The 18,746-nt window shown below is 58.7% G+C and carries 19 protein-coding genes; 10 read left to right on the top strand and 9 right to left on the bottom strand.

What is annotated here, in order from left to right; all coding sequences use genetic code 11:
- Window positions 1–334: 334 nt before the first annotated feature.
- Window positions 335–1,534, bottom strand: a complete 1,200-nt coding sequence (gene tyrS, locus ASG55_RS11995; RefSeq protein ID WP_016772931.1) for a tyrosine--tRNA ligase — start codon at window positions 1,532–1,534, stop codon at window positions 335–337.
- Between the two features lie 212 nt (window positions 1,535–1,746).
- On the opposite strand from tyrS, the gene ASG55_RS11990 reads away from it, so the two are divergent.
- Both ASG55_RS11990 and ASG55_RS11985 read left to right on the top strand, forming a co-directional pair.
- Window positions 1,747–3,171 (top strand): peptidoglycan DD-metalloendopeptidase family protein, encoded by a 1,425-nt coding sequence (locus ASG55_RS11990; RefSeq protein WP_056786724.1) that lies wholly within the window; start codon window positions 1,747–1,749, stop codon window positions 3,169–3,171.
- Between the two features lie 3 nt (window positions 3,172–3,174).
- Window positions 3,175–4,266 (top strand): anhydro-N-acetylmuramic acid kinase, encoded by a 1,092-nt coding sequence (locus tag ASG55_RS11985; RefSeq protein WP_056786721.1) that lies wholly within the window; start codon window positions 3,175–3,177, stop codon window positions 4,264–4,266.
- Window positions 4,267–4,335: 69 nt separating this feature from the next.
- Here the strand turns inward: ASG55_RS11985 and erpA are convergent, their stop codons facing one another.
- Complete coding sequence (gene erpA / locus ASG55_RS11980; protein ID WP_007918905.1) at window positions 4,336–4,686, bottom strand: iron-sulfur cluster insertion protein ErpA; 351 nt, start codon at window positions 4,684–4,686, stop codon at window positions 4,336–4,338.
- Window positions 4,687–4,853: 167 nt separating this feature from the next.
- Complete coding sequence (gene argC / locus ASG55_RS11975) at window positions 4,854–5,888, bottom strand: N-acetyl-gamma-glutamyl-phosphate reductase (RefSeq protein ID WP_056786719.1); 1,035 nt, start codon at window positions 5,886–5,888, stop codon at window positions 4,854–4,856.
- Window positions 5,889–6,022: 134 nt separating this feature from the next.
- Here argC and hemJ point away from each other — a divergent pair, with 134 nt between their 5' ends.
- The 6 genes from hemJ (at window position 6,023) to coq7 (ending at window position 10,570) form a co-directional block, all read left to right on the top strand.
- A complete protein-coding gene (hemJ, locus tag ASG55_RS11970; protein WP_056786716.1) occupies window positions 6,023–6,451 on the top strand; it encodes a protoporphyrinogen oxidase HemJ in 429 nt (142 codons plus the stop codon).
- 33 nt (window positions 6,452–6,484) lie between these two features.
- On the top strand, window positions 6,485–7,453 hold the full coding sequence (locus ASG55_RS11965) for an NAD(P)H-dependent flavin oxidoreductase (protein WP_056786714.1): 969 nt from the start codon (window positions 6,485–6,487) through the stop codon (window positions 7,451–7,453).
- Window positions 7,454–7,533: 80 nt separating this feature from the next.
- Complete coding sequence (locus tag ASG55_RS11960; protein WP_056786712.1) at window positions 7,534–8,481, top strand: DUF805 domain-containing protein; 948 nt, start codon at window positions 7,534–7,536, stop codon at window positions 8,479–8,481.
- 61 nt (window positions 8,482–8,542) lie between these two features.
- Window positions 8,543–9,331 carry an SDR family NAD(P)-dependent oxidoreductase gene (locus ASG55_RS11955; protein WP_056786709.1) on the top strand — a complete coding sequence of 263 codons (789 nt, stop codon included), beginning with the start codon at window positions 8,543–8,545 and terminating at the stop codon, window positions 9,329–9,331.
- Between the two features lie 56 nt (window positions 9,332–9,387).
- Complete coding sequence (locus ASG55_RS11950) at window positions 9,388–9,726, top strand: histidine triad nucleotide-binding protein (RefSeq protein WP_017128660.1); 339 nt, start codon at window positions 9,388–9,390, stop codon at window positions 9,724–9,726.
- A 196-nt stretch (window positions 9,727–9,922) separates the two neighbouring features.
- Window positions 9,923–10,570, top strand: a complete 648-nt coding sequence (coq7, locus tag ASG55_RS11945) for a 2-polyprenyl-3-methyl-6-methoxy-1,4-benzoquinone monooxygenase (protein WP_056786706.1) — start codon at window positions 9,923–9,925, stop codon at window positions 10,568–10,570.
- 111 nt (window positions 10,571–10,681) lie between these two features.
- Here the strand turns inward: coq7 and speD are convergent, their stop codons facing one another.
- Window positions 10,682–11,476, bottom strand: a complete 795-nt coding sequence (gene speD / locus ASG55_RS11940; protein ID WP_024014530.1) for an adenosylmethionine decarboxylase — start codon at window positions 11,474–11,476, stop codon at window positions 10,682–10,684.
- A 237-nt stretch (window positions 11,477–11,713) separates the two neighbouring features.
- Window positions 11,714–12,136 carry an OsmC family protein gene (locus tag ASG55_RS11935; RefSeq protein ID WP_016772921.1) on the bottom strand — a complete coding sequence of 141 codons (423 nt, stop codon included), beginning with the start codon at window positions 12,134–12,136 and terminating at the stop codon, window positions 11,714–11,716.
- A 235-nt stretch (window positions 12,137–12,371) separates the two neighbouring features.
- Between ASG55_RS11935 and crp the strand changes: the two genes are divergently transcribed.
- Window positions 12,372–13,016, top strand: a complete 645-nt coding sequence (crp, locus tag ASG55_RS11930) for a cAMP-activated global transcriptional regulator CRP (protein ID WP_041476679.1) — start codon at window positions 12,372–12,374, stop codon at window positions 13,014–13,016.
- Here crp and ASG55_RS11925 read toward each other — a convergent pair.
- From ASG55_RS11925 to ASG55_RS11910, 4 genes are all read right to left on the bottom strand, one after another.
- On the bottom strand, window positions 13,013–13,711 hold the full coding sequence (locus ASG55_RS11925) for a lipoate--protein ligase family protein (RefSeq protein ID WP_056786703.1): 699 nt from the start codon (window positions 13,709–13,711) through the stop codon (window positions 13,013–13,015). The genes crp and ASG55_RS11925 overlap by 4 nt on opposite strands.
- A gap of 124 nt (window positions 13,712–13,835) precedes the next feature.
- Entirely contained in the window at window positions 13,836–14,672 is an 837-nt protein-coding gene (gene trpC / locus ASG55_RS11920; RefSeq protein ID WP_056786700.1) for an indole-3-glycerol phosphate synthase TrpC, read from the bottom strand.
- Window positions 14,669–15,718, bottom strand: coding sequence for an anthranilate phosphoribosyltransferase (gene trpD, locus ASG55_RS11915; RefSeq protein ID WP_041476682.1), 1,050 nt, complete (start codon window positions 15,716–15,718; stop codon window positions 14,669–14,671). The genes trpC and trpD overlap by 4 nt, the downstream gene beginning before the upstream one ends.
- Window positions 15,719–15,727: 9 nt before the next feature.
- Window positions 15,728–16,321, bottom strand: a complete 594-nt coding sequence (locus tag ASG55_RS11910) for an aminodeoxychorismate/anthranilate synthase component II (RefSeq protein ID WP_042610431.1) — start codon at window positions 16,319–16,321, stop codon at window positions 15,728–15,730.
- Between the two features lie 407 nt (window positions 16,322–16,728).
- On the opposite strand from ASG55_RS11910, the gene estP reads away from it, so the two are divergent.
- On the top strand, window positions 16,729–18,636 hold the full coding sequence (estP, locus tag ASG55_RS11905; protein ID WP_016772913.1) for an esterase EstP: 1,908 nt from the start codon (window positions 16,729–16,731) through the stop codon (window positions 18,634–18,636).
- Window positions 18,637–18,746 lie beyond the last annotated feature (110 nt).

Here is an 18,746-nt window from a genome sequence, read left to right as displayed (position 1 = left end):
TGTCAAGTGATTATTTTCAGAAGTTTTCGAAGAATTCTTCAACAACTTCAACCACTTGCGCTTCCGATCTCTCGTTAGCGGGAGGCGAATTCTACAGCGTTAATCGCTGCTGTCAACACCTCTTTTTCTCCGCTTTCGACCGAGAAGATCGAACCGTTAAAAGAGCTACACATCACTGCTCTTTCAACTCCTTCCAGGCTTCGATGATCTGAAGCAAGCCGCTGTCGAAAGCTGCGTAACTCTTTGAATCTCAAGGAGTTTTCCGTTTCGACTGCGCCGGAAGTGGGGCGAATTATAGACTTCTAAAATTCGCCGTCAACCCCCAATTTCAACTTTATTCAGATTTCAGCGTAATACGTGCAAAAGCTTTCTTGCCGGCCTGACAAACGTGAGTCGTGCCCAGTACATATATAAAGGAACGATCAACCACCTCACCATCAACACGCACCCCACCCGCCGCCAACAGATCACGCGCCGCCGCCGAGTTCTTCACCAGGCCTGCCTTATTAAGGACGGCAGCGATCGGCATATCCTCAACCGAAGACAGTTCGATCTCAGGCAAGTCATCTGGAAGCTCGCCATCCTTCATGCGGTTGCCGGCGCCTCGGTGAGCATTCGCCGCAGCCTCTTCACCATGGAAGCGCGCAACGATCTCTTCAGCCAGCTTGATTTTGATGTCGCGTGGATTCGCTCCAGCTTCGACGTCAGCCCGGAAGGCGTTGATCTCATCCATCGAGCGAAAGCTGAGCAACTCGAAGTAACGCCACATCAGCGCATCCGGGATGGAAACCAGCTTGCTGTACATAACGCCTGGTGCTTCCTGGATACCGACATAGTTGCCCAGCGACTTGGACATCTTCTTCACGCCATCCAGACCTTCCAGCAATGGCATCGTCAGAATGCACTGTGCCTCCTGACCATACCCACGCTGCAACTCACGCCCCATCAGCAGGTTGAATTTCTGATCGGTACCGCCCAGCTCGACATCGGCGCGCAGCGCGACCGAGTCATAACCCTGAACCAGCGGATAGAGGAATTCGTGAATAGCGATTGGCTGGTTGGTGGTGTAGCGCTTGTCGAAGTCATCGCGCTCAAGCATGCGAGCGACCGTGTATTGCGAAGTCAGGCGAATGAAATCCGCCGGCCCCATCTTGTCCATCCAAGTGGAGTTGAAGGCAACTTCGGTTTTCGCCGGATCAAGGATTTTGAAAACCTGAGTCTTGTAAGTCTCAGCATTTTCCAGAACCTGTTCACGCGTCAGCGGTGGACGCGTTGCGCTTTTGCCACTTGGATCGCCGATCATCCCGGTGAAGTCACCTATAAGGAAGATGACCTGGTGCCCCAGCTCCTGGAACTGGCGCAGCTTATTAATAAGCACCGTATGACCCAGATGCAGATCCGGAGCGGTCGGATCGAAACCAGCCTTGATACGCAGGGGTTGGCCGCGCTTGAGCTTCTCGACCAGCTCGGACTCGACCAACAGTTCTTCCGCACCACGTTTAATCAGCGCTAGCTGCTCTTCAACCGACTTCATAACAGACCCGCAAGGCTCAGATTCAAAGGGAACCAACCATACAAGAACGCGCACCAATTACAAGTTTTGCCCGGCGCACGGACACCAATCCACAGACCCGAGGTCTGTAGACTTGCTTCAGCGATGATTTGGTTATATTTTATACAGTTATTTCATCTTCATCATGTCATTCATCTTTTCCAATTCATCTATTTCAAAGTCAAAAATTACCTATGACCACAGAACCGTCTAAAGCGCCCCCGCTTTACCCGAAGACCCACCTGCTCGCCGCAAGTGGAATCGCCGCCCTTCTCAGCCTGGCGCTGCTGGTATTTCCCTCCAGCGATGTTGAAGCCAAAAAGACGACTCTGAGTCTTGAACTGGAAAGTCCTGCTGAAAAACTGACACAAGATCAAGACGCTGCTGATGCGGCTCAAGCCACAAACGAGCCCGCAGCTTCGCCGTTCGCACAAATCGAAAACAGCGACGAAAACACCGCACAAACCGCTGAAACCGCGCCAGCACCTGTGGCGCCTGCTGAGAAACCGAAAGAGCCTGGGCACCGTGAAGTCGTGGTTTCCAAAGGCGATACACTGTCTACCCTGTTTGAAAAAGTCGGTCTGCCTGCAGCCTCCGTGCACGAAGTACTCGCAAGCGACAAGCAAGCCAAACAGTTCAGCCAGCTCAAGCGCGGCCAGAAACTCGAGTTCGAACTGAGTCCGGAAGGCCAGTTGACCAGCCTGCACAGCAAGGTCAGCGACGTTGAAACCATCACCCTGACCAAGAATGACAAGGGTTATTCGTTCAACCGAGTGACTGCCAAGCCAACTGTTCGCACTGCCTACGTCCACGGTGTCATCAACAGCTCACTGTCGCAGTCCGCAGCCCGCGCCGGTCTTTCTCACAGCCTGACCATGGACATGGCCAGTGTCTTTGGCTACGACATCGACTTCGCGCAGGACATTCGTCAGGGCGATGAATTCGATGTGATCTACGAGCAGAAAGTCATCAACGGCAAGGCCGTCGGCACCGGCCCGATCCTGTCGGCGCGCTTCACCAACCGCGGCAAGACTTACACCGCCGTTCGCTACACCAACAAACAAGGCAACAGCAGCTATTACACTGCCGATGGCAACAGCATGCGCAAGGCCTTCATCCGCACCCCTGTTGACTTCGCCCGCATCAGCTCGAAGTTTTCCATGGGCCGCAAGCACCCGATCCTCAACAAGATCCGCGCCCACAAAGGTGTCGATTACGCAGCGCCACGGGGTACGCCAATCAAGGCTGCCGGTGACGGCAAAGTGTTGCTGGCCGGTCGTCGTGGTGGCTATGGCAACACTGTGATCATTCAGCACGGCAACACTTACCGTACGCTCTATGGCCATATGCAAGGCTTTGCCAAAGGCGTGAAAACCGGTGGCAGCGTCAAGCAAGGTCAAGTCATTGGCTATATCGGCACCACCGGACTGTCCACCGGCCCGCATTTGCACTATGAGTTCCAGGTCAACGGCGTTCACGTCGATCCGCTGGGCCAGAAGCTGCCAATGGCCGATCCGATCGCCAAGTCCGAACGCGCGCGCTTCCTCGCGCAGAGCCAGCCACTGATGGCGCGCATGGATCAAGAGAAGGCCACCATGCTGGCTTCGAGCAAGCGCTAAGCCATGGCCCTGTATATCGGTGTGATGTCCGGAACCAGTCTCGACGGGCTGGACATCGCCCTGATCGAGCAGACCTCGGCGATCAAACTGATCGCCACCCACTACCTGCCAATGCCTGACTCCCTGCGCGCCGAGCTGCTTGGCTTGTGCGCCAGCGGCCCCGACGAGATCGCCCGCTCGGCGATTGCCCAGCAACACTGGGTCGAACTTGCCGCGTCGGGCATTCACACCCTCCTCGCGCAGCAACAACTCAAGCCCGATGCAATCCGCGCTATCGGTAGCCACGGTCAGACCATTCGCCATGAGCCGACGCGCGGGTTTACCGTGCAGATTGGTAATCCAGCCCTGCTGACTGAGTTGACCGGTATTACCGTCGTCAGTGATTTCCGCAGCCGCGATGTCGCAGCGGGTGGCCAAGGTGCGCCTCTGGTACCAGCCTTTCACGAAGCGTTGTTTGAAGAGCGTAGCGGTAACCAGGCTGTCTTGAATGTCGGCGGATTCAGCAATCTCAGCCTGATTGAGCCGAACAAACCTGTAGCCGGTTTCGACTGCGGCCCGGGAAATGTTCTGATGGACGCCTGGATTCACCGGCAACGTGGCGAAAACTATGACCGGGACGGCAAATGGGCTGCGACCGGCAAGGTTGAACCAGCCCTGCTCAAGGCGCTGCTCAGCGACCCGTTCTTCGTGACCAAAGGCCCGAAAAGTACGGGCCGGGAAGTCTTCAATCTGCCATGGCTGGAACAGCATCTATCGCGTCTGCCGACTTTCGCTGCCGAAGACGTTCAGGCCACGCTGCTCGAACTGACGGCGCTGACCATCGTCGAGTCGCTACAAAGCGCTCAATCGGACACTCAGGAATTGCTGGTTTGTGGCGGCGGCGCTCACAACGCCACGCTGATGCAACGCCTGGCCGCTCTACTGCCAGACACCAAGGTCGCCAGCACCGCAACTCACGGTGTTGACCCTGACTGGGTGGAAGCCATGGCCTTCGCCTGGCTGGCTCATTGCTGCCTCGAAGGCATCGCCGCCAATCGGCCAAGCGTCACCGGCGCTCGCGGCCTGCGCGTACTTGGCGCCATCTACCCGGCCTAAACTTCAGATACAAAAACGCCGCAGAACCGAAAGGCTCTGCGGCGTTTTTTTGTGTGCGGTGAAGCGCGATCAGATCGAGAACGACGACCCGCAACCACAAGTCGTGGTGGCATTCGGGTTCTTGATCACGAAGCGCGAACCTTCCAGACCTTCCTGATAATCCACCTCGGCACCGGCCAAGTACTGGAAGCTCATCGGATCGACCACCAGGCTCACGCCTTCGCGCTCGACGATGGTGTCGTCATCGGCCACGTCTTCATCGAAGGTGAAACCGTATTGAAACCCTGAACAACCGCCGCCCGTAACAAATACGCGCAGCTTCAAGCGATCATTCCCCTCTTCATCGACCAGGCTCTTCACCTTGTGCGCAGCACCTTGAGTGAATTGCAAAGCCGTGGGGGTGAAGGATTCGACGCTCATGCTGACTATCTCCCGGCGTTACGCCGCCATAATGCGTGATGACGCGCATTATCCGCTTGTCCTAGAAAATTGGTCAACTATTAGAGGAGCAGCGCAAGCTTCAAGCGGTGAGCTTCAAGCTTGCCTCTGATCTCTTGTAGCTTGTGGCTTGAAGCTCGTAGCTGCTTTTAAGGCAGCATGCCGGCGTGTGACAGGCCGAAGCGCTCATCCAGCCCGAACAGAATGTTCATGTTCTGCACCGCCTGGCCCGAGGCGCCCTTGACCAGATTGTCGATCACCGACAGCACGACCACCAGATCGCCATCCTGTGGACGATGCACGGCGATGCGGCAGACGTTGGCGCCGCGCACGCTACGGGTTTCCGGGTGGCTGCCGGCTGGCATGACATCGACGAACGGTTCGTTGGCATAGCGCTTTTCGAACAGTGCCTGCAGATCAACCGAGCGATCCGCTACTGTCGCGTAGAGCGTGGAGTGAATACCGCGAATCATCGGCGTCAGGTGCGGGACGAAGGTCAGGCCGACGTCCTTGCCCGCCGCGCGACGCAGGCCCTGGCGAATTTCCGGCAGATGACGATGACCTTTTACCGCATAGGCCTTCATGCTTTCCGACGTCTCGGAGTACAAAGAACCAACAGCCGCACCACGCCCGGCACCACTGACACCGGATTTGCAGTCGGCGATCAAACGCGATGCGTCGGCCAGACCTGCTTCCAGCAACGGCAGGAAACCCAATTGCGTTGCGGTCGGATAGCAACCCGGCACCGCGATCAGGCGCGCTTTCTTGATCTGCTCGCGATTGACTTCCGGCAGACCATAGACCGCTTCGTCCAGCAATTGCGGTGCGCCGTGTGGCTGGCCGTACCACTTGGCCCATTCATCAGCATCTTGCAGACGGAAGTCAGCGGACAGGTCGATGACCTTGGTGCCCGCCGCCAGCAGCTCGCCTGCCAAGGCGTGAGCCACGCCGTGTGGCGTGGCGAAGAAAACCACATCGCAGGCGCCAAGGGTTTTCACGTCCGGCACGCTGAACGCCAGCCCGTCATAGTGACCGCGCAGGTTCGGGTACATGTCAGCCACGGCCAGACCGGCCTCGGATCGGGAAGTGATGACGACCACTTCTGCCTGCGGATGCTGTGCCAACAGACGCAGCAGTTCGACACCGGTGTAACCCGTGCCGCCGACGATACCGACCTTGACCATAAACCTGCCCTCAACGAACCCACTGGAAAGCCGTCGATAATAGGGGCCGCGCGCGCCTGCGACAACCGCCAAGGTGACGCGCGGACGCTCAAGCCTCTACTATCTGGCTACCGTGAATGAGGGAATAACCAAAAATGCTCTATCTATGGCTCAAAGCGTTTCACATTGTCAGCGTCGTCTGCTGGTTTGCCGGGCTGTTTTACTTGCCGCGCCTGTTCGTTTACCACGCGCAAAGCACCGACACGATCAGCCAGGAGCGCTTCAGCGTCATGGAGCGCAAGTTGTATCGCGGCATCATGGGCCCGGCGATGATCGCCACGCTGATCTTCGGTGGCTGGCTGATCTACCTTAATCCATCAATCTTCAGCCAGGGCGGCTGGATTCACGCAAAACTGACTCTGGTCGTATTGCTGATCGGCTACCACCACATGTGCGGCGCGCAGGTAAAACGCTATGCCCGTGGCGAAAACACCCGCAGCCATGTCTTTTATCGCTGGTTCAATGAAGTGCCGGTTCTGATATTGCTGGCTATCGTAATTCTGGTCGTGGTCAAGCCGTTCTAACTTCAACCAATACAGGTCCTTGGGGGGTTCACAATGTCGCTGCCCGCTTTGCTCGAACAACGTCTGCGTCTGCCCGTAGTAGCAGCGCCGATGTTCCTGATCTCCAATCCGGAACTGGTGCTCGCCTGCTGCCGCAACGGCGTGGTCGGCAGTTTTCCGGCGCTGAACCAACGCGAAAGCAGCGGCTTCAAGGCTTGGCTGGAACAGATCGAAGCGGGCCTGGCGACGCTGGATAATCCGGCCCCTTATGCGGTGAACCTGATTGTTCACCACAGCAATCCGCGCCTGCAGGCGGATCTGGACATCTGCGTGGAGCATAAGGTGCCGATCGTGATCACCAGTCTCGGCGCGGTGAAGGAACTGGTCGACGCGGTGCACAGCTATGGCGGTCTGGTGTTTCACGACGTGACCACGCGGCGCCATGCCGAGAAAGCCGCTGAAGCCGGTGTTGACGGGCTCATTGCCGTTGCGGCCGGTGCCGGCGGGCATGCTGGTACCTGGAGCCCGTTTGCGCTGATTGCCGAGATCCGTGAGTTCTTCGACAAGACACTCTTGCTTGCAGGATGTCTGAACCACGGCCATGAGATTCTCGCCGCGCAACTGCTCGGCGCGGATTTGGCCTACTTCGGTACGCGATTTATCGGCACCACAGAAAGTCACGCGCCTGACGCCTACAAAGACATGCTGCTGACAGCCAAGGCTGCCGACATCATTCATACTCCAGCAGTGTCGGGAGTGCCGGCCAGTTTCATGCGCCAGAGCCTGGAGGCGGCCGGTTTCGACATGGCGGCACTGCAAGGCAAGGGCGAGGTGAACTTCGGCGACAAGCTCAAGCCGATCAACGATGAAGCCAAAGCCTGGAAGACCGTGTGGTCGGCGGGCCAGGGTGTTGGCCAGATTGGTGACCTGCCAAGCGTGGATCAGTTGATTGCGCGGCTCGATGCAGAATATCGTCAGGCTCAGGCGCGCGCCGCACAGCTGCCGGAACGCTGGCCGCGCTGAGCAATACCCCCGGCCAGTCGCTGTCAGACTGGCCTTGAACTGACTACTGCAAACCCAATCGCGACAAGGATGCCTCGGCCATGAGCGACACCCGTTACAAGATCGTCTTCGACGGCGCGCTGCAGCCCGGCGTCGACCTCACCACCGCCAAACTGAATCTGGCGGATCTGTTCAAAAGCGATGTGGCCGCCATCGAGCGCCTGTTCAGTGGCCGCACCGTCGCCCTCAAACGTGATCTGTCCCACAGCGATGCCCAGACGTATCTGCAGGCATTGAACAAAACCGGGATCGATGCGCGGATTGAAGCGGAAACCGCCATTGAGCTGGATCTGGCGGATGTCCACGATAACCCTGCAGCGGCGGCGGAACCGGACTCGCCTTACGCCCCACCGCGCGCCAATGTCGGTGAAGCCCTGCCGCCATTCGCCACGCTCAAGCCATTCAGCGTCGAAGGCCGGATCGGTCGCCTGCGCTTTCTCGCCTGGACCATGGTCTTGAGCCTGGTGACCCTGCCCATCGTCGGTGTGTTTGCCTTGATTGCGCTGGGCCTGGTCAGTGGCGATTCAACCACCGGCCTGATCCTCGGCGGCATTCTGGCGGTCTTCCTGTTCCTCGGTTTCATGATCGTCAGCATTCTGTTCAGCGTTCAGCGCCTGCACGATATCGGCTGGTCGGGCTGGCTGTGGTTGTTGAATCTGGTGCCGTTCGTCGGCAGTTTTTTCCCTCTGGTGATGATGGTCGTACCCGGCAATGCCGGCGCCAACCGCTATGGCCCGCCACCACCGCCGAACAGCACGGCGGTCAAAGTGCTGTGCTCGTTATGGATCGTATTCTTCGCACTGATTTTTGCCGGAGGCCTTCTTGGCGGCTTCTCGGTTGTGCAGGAAGAATATGAAAGCAATCTGGAGAGCAGCTATGACAGCGGCTCGGTGACCACCGACGAAGTTGAGGTCGTCGAACCGCCAGTGATTTCCGCCGACGAGGCAGCCGAACCGGCGCAGGCCCCTGTAGACTCTGCGCAAGAATGAACAGCGCTCCCTGCCGCGACAACCGCGTCGCCGGCGCGGAGCTGTTGCGATGGAGAACTGCATGACCCGTTACGCTCTGATCACCGGTGCTTCCAGCGGCATCGGCCTGGCCATGGCCGAAGCACTGGCCCGACGCGGCCGCAGCCTGATTCTGGTGGCACGACAGCGTGATCAGCTGGAAAGTATCGCCATCGAGCTGACCCAGCGTTTCGATGTCGAAGTATTGTTTCGTGCCTGCGATCTCGGCGAACCGTTGCGCCTGTCGGGCTTTTTGCTGGAGCTGGAAGAAGGCGACCGGCAGATCGATCTGCTGGTCAATTGCGCAGGCATCGGCACCTGCGGGCCATTCCTCGCGCAAGACTGGATGACCGAGCAGGACCTCATCGAGGTCAATATCCTCGCCCTCACACGCCTCTGCCATGCGCTGGGTAACAGCATGGCACTGCTGGGTGGCGGGCAGATCCTCAATGTCGCCTCGGTGGCTGCGTACAGCCCCGGCCCATGGATGAGCACGTACTACGCCAGCAAAGCCTATGTGCTGCATTTTTCCGAAGCCTTGCGCGTGGAGCTCAAACAAAGCGGCGTGAAAGTTTCGGTGCTGTGCCCCGGCCCGACGCGCACACCGTTCTTCCGAACCGCACAGATGAGTAGCGAAAAGATCGAAAGCAGCCACTCGCTGATGAGTCCGGAAGAAGTGGCACTGCATGCCGTACGCGCACTAGATAAAAACCGCGCCATCATCATTCCGGGACGACGCAATCGCTGGCTGGCGTTCCTGCCGCGGCTGGGTTCGCGCTGGCTTAACCGGACGATTGTCGGCATGGTCAACAAAGCTTACTGCCCCCGCTAGGAAGACAACTTCGAAGCGGTACACTCGATTCAGCCCAACTCAACGGAGAAACAGCAGTGGATACTCTGTTCACCAAGATCATCAACCGGGAAATCCCGGCGAAGATCATTTACGAGGACGACCAGGTTCTGGCCTTCCACGACATCGCCCCCCAGGCTCCGGTGCACTTTCTGGTAATCCCGAAAAAACCGGTGCGCACGCTCAACGACCTGACCGAAGACGACAAGGCGCTGGCCGGGCACATCCTGTTCACCGCGCAGCGTCTGGCGCTGGAACTGGGTTGCGAAGAAGGCTTCCGCGTAGTGATGAACTGCAATGAACTTGGTGGGCAGACTGTCTATCACATTCATATGCACGTGCTGGGTCAGCGCCAGATGAACTGGCCGCCGGGCTGACTGGCGACAACCAACTGTGGGAGCGAGCCTGCTCGCGAAGGCGCCGATACATTCAACACTTCAGTATCCGATAATCCGCTTTCTCGAGCAGGCTCGCTCCCACAAAAAAGCCTGACCGCGCAGCAAGTGACCCAGCGCAAACCCTCGCCGGCCGATTCGGTTAAACTGGCCGCCGAGATTCTTCCCGGAGGTCAGCATGACTACCCAACGTCACTACTCGCCCATAGACCGTCTGCTGCTGCAAGCCGATGCCGCGATGCGCACTCTGTTGCCCTTCAGTGGCCAGCCGTACCGCCCGTCGCCAGCGATTCTGCAGCCGGATACGCAGATGAGCGATGAAGACACTCGCCACGTCGCCGGTCTGATGCGCATCAACCATACCGGCGAAGTCTGCGCTCAGGCGCTTTATCAGGGGCAAGCGCTGACCGCCAAGTTGCCGCAGGTACGCGCAGCCATGGAGCACGCGGCTGAAGAAGAGATCGATCATCTGGTCTGGTGTGAGCAGCGCATCCATCAGCTGGGTAGCCACACCAGCGTGCTGAACCCACTGTTTTACGGCATGTCGTTCGGTATCGGCGCGGTGGCCGGACTGATCAGCGACAAGGTCAGCCTTGGTTTCGTTGCGGCGACCGAGCATCAGGTCTGCAAACACTTGAACGAACATCTGGAGCAATTGCCGGCCAAGGACGAGAAGTCCCGGGCGATTCTTGAGCAGATGCGCATCGATGAAGAACACCATGCGGAAAGTGCCCTGGATGCGGGCGGGTTTCGTTTTCCGGCGCCGGTCAAGTTCGGGATGAGCTTGTTGGCCAAGGTGATGACCAAGAGTACTTATCGGATCTGAGATATGTATCGCCCGACATTGCCCTATCGCTGGCAAGCCAGCTCCCACAGGGGTTTTGTCTGAAGCATGAAAAAGGCGACCAGGAGGTCGCCTTTTTTGTTTCCGGGAATCTTAGGTCGGCATATTGCGCGCGTAGAAGATTTCCAGCATTTCGTGTTTCACACGGTCGGTCACCTGGGCACGTTGCTCGGGCGAGAGGTTGCTGGTGGCGTCGCCGAACAGGTAGTTATCCAGTTCGAAGTTCTTCAGCAGCATTTTGGTGTGGAACAGGTTTTCCTGGTACACGTTCACGTCGGTCATCTGGTACGCGTCGCGAGTGTCTTCGGAGAGGTAGTTCTGGATCGAGTTGATCTCGTGGTCGATGAAGTGCTTGTTGCCTTCAACGTCACGGGTGAAACCGCGCACACGGTAATCCACGGTCACGATGTCCGAATCGAACTGGTGAATGAGGAAGTTGAGCGCTTTGAGCGGTGAAATGACACCACAGGTCGACACGTCGATATCCACACGGAACGTTGCAATACCGTCGTCCGGATGGATTTCCGGATAGGTGTGCACCGTGATGTGGCTCTTGTCGAGGTGGGCCAGAATGATTTCGGGCAACGGGCCCGGCGATTCTTCGATCTGGCTGTCAGTCGGGGTTACCGGCTCTTCCGAAATCAGAATCGTGACGCTGGCGCCCTGGGGTTCATAGTCCTGACTGGCGATGTTCAGGATGTTGGCACCAATGATCTCGACAACTTCTGTGAGAATCTGCGTCAGGCGTTTCGCGTTGTACTCTTGATTGATGTACTCGACGTAAGCCTGCTGGTCTTGCGGGGTTTCCGCGTAGCAGATGTCATAGATGTTGAAGCTCAAGGTCTTTGTCAGGTTATTGAACCCGTGGAGCTTGAGTTTGCTTTTCACCGTTAAAAACTCTCTATGTATGCGGCGCGGCCGCGTGATCAAGCATGCCCGTCAAGTGCGAACAACGCACCTGCGTAGGACGGTTAACACCTCTTCGCGATGGCGATTTTGGTTATCTGTTCAGGCGGATGACCCGTCGGCTGACCGATCACTGCCCTGAAAAAAGTGGCGCATTATGCAGACGTCAGCGGGGGATCGCCAGAGTCTGCACTGCTTTTATGATAGTTGAATGTCGGTTCAGCCGAGTTCGACGATTTCATAATCGTGGGTGATTGCCACGCCAGCCGCGCCGAGCATGATCGACGCCGAGCAATACTTCTCGGCCGACAGCTCGATGGCGCGCTTGACCTGAGCTTCCTTCAGGCCCCGGCCCTTGACCACGAAGTGCATGTGGATCTTGGTAAACACCTTGGGATCTTCAGTCGCACGCTCGGCATCAAGGAAGGCTTCGCAGCTTTCAACGGCCTGGCGCGACTTCTTCAGGATGCTGACCACGTCGAAGTTGCTGCAACCGCCGACACCCAGCAAGAGCATTTCCATCGGGCGAACCCCGAGGTTACGGCCACCGGCGTCCGGCGGGCCGTCCATCACCACGACATGACCACTGCCGGATTCGCCGAGGAACATGGCTTCGCCAGCCCATTGGATGCGTGCCTTCATCGCCCAGACTCCACTGTAAAAAAAGGGTCGCCAGCTTAGCACAGCACTTTGTCCCGACAGGAACGACGTCCTAGGACCGATGCTTTCTGGCTGTAGGTAATTTCTCGAATTCTCGACGGAGTGTCTGGTAAGCTGGCGCCAATTCGCTGGCGCCAATTCGTCAGCTCTGTAGCGACCGCCTTCAGCGCCTCATAACAACTCAAACATCACCGTGCAGTCTTTTCGGGATACAACCATGGTTGCTATTACCCCCACACCCAAAATCAAGAACATCGACAAGCTGTTGATGCATTGCCAGCGCCGGCGTCATGCGGCCAAGAGCAATATAATCTGCGCCGGGGATCGCTCGGACACGCTGTTTTTCATCATCAAAGGCTCGGTCACCATCCTCATCGAAGACGACGATGGTCGCGAGATGATCATCGCTTACCTGAACGCCGGGGATTTCTTCGGCGAACTGGGTCTGTTCGAGCAGGCAGGTCAGGAGCAGGAACGCAGCGCCTGGGTGCGTGCCAAGGTTGAATGTGAAACCGCAGAAATCAGTTACGCCAAGTTCCGCGAGTTATCGCAGCAGGATCCAGACATTCTTTACGCCCTCAGCGGACAAATCGCACAACGCCTGCGTAACACCACGCGCAAAGTCGGCGACCTGGCGTTTTTCGATGTCACTGGCCGAGTCGCCCGCTGCCTGCTGGAGTTGTGCAAACAACCGGACGCCATGACTCACCCGGACGGCATGCAGATCAAGGTCACCCGCCAGGAGATCGGCCGGATTGTCGGTTGTTCACGGGAGATGGTCGGCCGCGTGCTCAAGGATCTTGAAGAACGCAACCTGGTCGATGTGAAAGGCAAGACCATGGTGGTCTTCGGCACGCGCTAGACGTAAATCTGCGCCAGCATCAAACGAAACAATTCATCGAGACGCGCCAATGCCTGTGGCGCGTTGAATTTCTCATGCAGGGCGATGTGGCTTTGCGCCCTCACCCGCTGATCCAGGCCGCAGGCTTCATTGAAGCGATTGACCGCAGCAACCATCGCTTCGCGCTCGTCATCCATCAGCATCGCACCATGCACCAGGCCAACCGGACGCTGGCCGCCCTGACTCTGGCGCCAGCGCTGGGCGGTGCCGACCATCTTGCGACCGTCGAGATTGACGTTGAAACGGCCGTCGCAGAATGCGCCGTCGATTTCCCCGACCGACGAGGTGCCACCCAACTCATCCAGCAACTGACAGATCGGATCGCACAGGCGGCGGTAGCCGGTTTCGATGCGGTTCAGATCGCCTTCGCTGCGAGGCGGGGCATATACCAAGGCAATGTTGACGGTCGCAGCGGATTGCGGGACGGGCTCACCGCCGGTTTCACGCAACAGCACCGGCCAGCCAGCAGCAGCGGAAACTTCGCAGGCGTGGTCGAAATGCGGGAGACGGTTGAGGCGGCGCGGCATGACCAGCGCGCGATCGGTGGGTTGCCAGAACAGCAGGCCGAATTCGGCGTCGCCGGCGCAGACCGAGGCCAGCAAGTCCTGTTCGGCTTGCAGGCCGGATTCGATGGTCAGCGGGGTTGGCAACGACATGGTGAGCTCCGGCAGATTGAATCTCTTTAGCGGAATTTAGCGCCTCTTCGCGAGCAGGCTCGCTCCCACACTGGAATGCATTTCCCTGTGGGACCGAGCCTGCTCGCGAATGAGGTCGACTCGGTCAGTCGAGGGTCGAACCACTGATCGGCACACCACGCTCCGGAAAGAACAGGCGCTGCAATTCAATGCCCGGATTTTCCGCGCGCATGAACGCTTCGCCGACCAGGAACGAGTACACATCGCTGATTTCCATCAGCTCGACGTCGGCCCGATTGAGGATGCCGCTCTCGGTGATCACCAGGCGATCGCGCGGGATGCGCGGCAGCAGGTCGAGGGTGGTTTCCAGACTGACGTCGAATGTGTGCAGGTTGCGGTTGTTGACCCCGACCAGCGGCGTGTCGAGGGTTTTAAGCGCGCGCTCCAGTTCGTCACCGTCGTGCACTTCCACCAAGACGTCGAGACCGACCCCTTTGGCCACGGAGGCCAGCTCAGCCATTTTCACGTCGTCCAGGGCGGAGACGATCAACAACACGCAATCGGCGCCAAGCGCGCGGGCTTCAACGATCTGGTACGGATCGATCATGAAATCCTTGCGGATCACCGGCAATTTGCAGGCGGCGCGCGCCTGTTGCAGGTAGGCATCGGCGCCCTGGAAGTAGTCGATATCTGTCAGCACCGACAGACAGGTGGCCCCACCCTTTTCGTAGCTCTTGGCGATGTCTGCCGGGACGAAGTCTTCGCGGATCACGCCTTTGCTCGGCGAAGCCTTTTTGATTTCGGCAATCACGGCCGGTTGTTTCTTCTTCGCTTGCGCCAGCAAAGCCTGGGCAAAACCACGGGGTGCATCGGCCGCCTTGGCCAGACTTTCCAGCTCGCTCAGGCTGACCCGAGCGCTGCGCTCGGCGACTTCCTCAACCTTGCGCGCCAGAATGTTTTCCAGAACCGTCGGTACACTCATCCTTCATTCTCCACTTTGAATACCGCGGTAAAGGCACCCAGCTCCTCGAGTTTTTCCCGAGCGAGGCCGGTGTGCAGCGCGTCGTGCGCCAGCTCCACACCTTGTTTCAGACTGCTTGCGAGGTCGGCGGCATACAGCGCCGCACCGGCATTGAGCACAATCATCTCGGCAGCTTTCTGGCCGTTTTCGGTTTTGCGCTTGCCGAGGGCGTCACGGATCAGCGCCAGCGACGCTTCCGGGCCTTCAACCGATAGACCGTGCAGGCTCTGGCTCTTCATGCCGAGGTCTTCCGGTTCGACCCAATACTCAGTGATTTCGTTGTTTTTCAATTCAGCGACAAAGGTCGGCGCGGCGAGGCTGAACTCATCCAGGCCGTCCTTCGAATGCACGACCAGCACGTGTTTGCTGCCCAGTCGCTGCAAGACCTCGGCCAATGGCCGGCAAAGCGCCTGAGTGAACACGCCGACTACCTGATGTTTCACACCGGCCGGATTCGTAAGCGGGCCGAGCATGTTGAACAGCGTGCGCAGGCCGAGTTCGCGGCGCGGGCCGGCGGCGTACTTCATCGCTTTGTGGTGAGTCTGGGCGAACATGAAACCGATGCCGACGTTGTCGATGCAGCGCGCGACCTGCACCGGGGTCAGGTTCAGATAAATGCCGGCAGCTTCCAGCAGATCGGCACTGCCGCTCTTGCCGGACACCGCGCGATTGCCGTGCTTGGCGACGGTGCAACCGGCGGCTGCGACAACAAAGGAAGACGCGGTCGATACGTTGAAGATATTCGCACCGTCACCGCCGGTGCCAACCACATCGACGACGCCGTCGAGGGTTTTCAGCTCGACCTGATCGGCCAGCTCGCGCATCACCGACACGGCGCCGACGATTTCGTCGATGCTCTCGCTTTTCATGCGCATGGCCATCATGAACGCGCCGATCTGCGCTTCCGTGCACTGGCCGGTCATGATCTCGCGCATCACATCGCGCATTTCATCGGTGCTGAGGTCGAGGTGTTCGACGATACGGCTCAGGGCTGTCTTGATATTCATGGGAAGTCCTTAGCGCGTGCCGCCGGTTTGTTTGAGGAAATTGGCAAACAGTTCATGACCCTGCTCGGTGAGGATCGACTCGGGGTGGAACTGTACGCCCTCGATGTTCAGGGTCTTGTGACGCAGGCCCATGATCTCGTCGACCGAGCCGTCATCGTGCTGGGTCCACGCGGTCAGCTCGAGGCAATCGGGCAGGCTTTCGTGCTTGACGATCAGCGAGTGGTAACGGGTAACAGTGAGCGGATGATTGAGGCCGGCGAACACGCCCTTGTCCTCGTGGAATACCGGGCTAGTCTTACCGTGCATGACTTGGCGGGCACGCACCACATCACCGCCGAAGGCCTGGCCGATGGACTGGTGGCCGAGGCAAACGCCGAGGATCGGCAGCTTGCCGGCAAAGTGCTTGATCGCGTCGATGGAAACGCCCGCCTCGGTGGGCGTGCACGGCCCGGGGGAAACCACGATGCGCTCGGGATTCAGCGCTTCGATTTCGGCGATGGTCAGTTCGTCGTTGCGCACCACTTTGACCTCGGCACCCAGCTCGCCGAGGTATTGCACAACGTTGTAGGTAAAGGAGTCGTAGTTGTCGATCATCAGCAACATGGCGTTTCGAACCTCTTGAATTCTGACTTGATGACAGCCTTCAGATGACTTGCCCGCAGGGCGCTGCGCGATGTCGGACGCGCAGAGGGCGCCAGCACAGCGGCATTTCAAACAGACAAGGAAGGCAAAGCGATACAGATCCGGCGGAGCCGGCAGAGAAGATTCAGGCGCGCCAACGCCAGCGGGCGTGTGCCTTGATGACTTGATCCAGGAGTTTGCTGGTGATCAACACGGGGAAGGTCTCGTTCATACGTTCCGGCACAGTAACTTAGCTGGGCGGAGCGTGCAATATGGCGGGGCCTGCGGGTTATAAAACGGCAGAAGGATTCGCGACCGATGGCAAAATGCCGAAAGTTTTTGGTACTGTCGTTTCGTTCACCTACAACAATAAATAAACGGACTTGCTCATGATCAGACAGACGTTGTTTGTACCGCTGGCCAGCTGCTTGCTCGCACTCGCCTGCGCCCAGGCCAATGCAGCGCCCAATCCTTATTCCAGTTTCATCGTCTTCGGTGACAGCCTCAACGATGCCGGCACCTTCGCCGACACCGGTGGCCCGGCGGGCTCCACCGAGCGTTACACCAACCGTACCGGGCCGGTGTATCAGGATGGCAGCGGCGAAGTTTTTTCATTGAATTCCACCCAGTTGCTCGGCGGCCGCCTGGGCTTTTCGCCCGACCAGACAGCCTCTTCCAGCTCCGCAGTGCGCGCGGAAAACGGCCAGCCTGACGGCAACAACTGGGCGGTCGGTGGTTATCGCACCGACCAGATTCTCGACTCGATCACCACCCAATCTGCCACCGGCGAACGCACCCGCGCCGGTTACCTGCCGTCGAACGGCTTCCGCGCCGACCCGAATGCGCTGTATTACATTTCCGGTGGCGGCAACGATTTCCTCCAGGGCCGCATTCTCAGCCTGCCCCAGGCCAACGCCGCAGCCGATCGACTGGCCGATAGCGTGCAAACCCTGCAGACCGCCGGCGCCAAATACGTGATGGTCTGGCTGCTGCCCGACGTGGGCCTGACACCTGCTCTGAACGGCACGCCGCTGCAAGCGTTCAGCAGCACCCTCGCCAACCAGTTCAACAGTCAGTTGGTGACGCGCCTGCAAGGCATCAACGCCGAAGTCATTCCGCTGAACATTCCGGTGCTGCTCTCGGAAGTCTTCGCCGACCCGGGGCGCTTTGGTCTGGCTACCGACCAGAACCTCACCGCCACCTGCTTCAGTGGCAATAGCTGCACGGAAAACGCCCGTTACGGGATCAACAGCGCCACGCCGGATCCGACCAAACTGATCTACAACGATGGCGTACACCCGACCGAATCCGGGCAAAAACTGATCGCCGATTACGCCTATTCGCTGTTGGCTGCGCCATGGGAATTGAGCCTGCTACCGGAAATGGCCCACGGCACCGTGCGCGCGCATCAGGATGAATTGCGCAATCAATGGCAGGCGGACTGGGAGAACTGGCAAGCGGTCGGCCAATGGCGTGCGATTGTCTCGGCCGGCGGACAGCATCTGGATGTCGACAGCCAAAGCAGCGGCGCCAGCGCCGATGGCAGCGGTTACAACCTCAACGTCGGCGGCAGCTATCGCCTCAATGAGGCCTGGCGCGTGGGCGTGGCGGCCGGTTTGTACCGGCAGAATCTCGAGGCCGGGCACAACGATTCCGACTACAAACTCAACAGCTACATGGCCACCGCGTTCGCCCAGTTCCAGCAGAACCGCTGGTGGGCCGACGCGGCGCTGACCGGCGGCAAACTCGACTACGACAACCTCAAGCGCAAGTTCGACCTCGGCGCCAGCGAGGGCGCGGAGAAAGGCGATACCGACGGCAGCCTGTGGGCGTTCAGCACGCGCCTGGGCTATGACATTGCGCAACCGGGCAGCCAATGGCATCTGTCGCCGTTTGTCAGCGCCGATTACGCCAGTGTCGATGTCGACGGTTACTCGGAAAAGAGCAACCGCGCCACCGCGCTGACCTTCGATGACCAGAGCCGCGATTCGAAACGCCTGGGCCTGGGGATTCAAGGCAAGTACAACTTCACCGCGCAAACCCAGGTGTATGGCGAATACGCCCACGAGCGTGAGTACGAAGATGACGTGCAGAAGGTCAACATCGCCCTCAACACCCTGCCGGCCAATGACTTCACCCTTGAAGGCTACACACCGGCAAGTCACCTGAACCGCTTGAGCCTGGGCGTCAGTCACAAGCTGACGGCTGATCTGGCGCTGCGTGGGGGTTATACGTTCCGCAAGGATGATGACTTCAAGCAGCAGGGCCTGAATGTCGGGGTTGTGCTGGATTTCTGAGTCGTAGATGCAAAAAAGCGGCGCCTGTCAGGGCGCCGCTTTTTTTATGCCTCAACACAAAACCCAATGTGGGAGCGAGCCTGCTCGAGAAAGCGCTGGGTCAGTCAATA

The organism is Pseudomonas sp. Leaf434 (genome assembly GCF_001425545.1).
Lineage (GTDB): Bacteria > Pseudomonadota > Gammaproteobacteria > Pseudomonadales > Pseudomonadaceae > Aquipseudomonas > Aquipseudomonas siliginis.
This window is presented reverse-complemented; position numbering and strand designations above follow the sequence as displayed.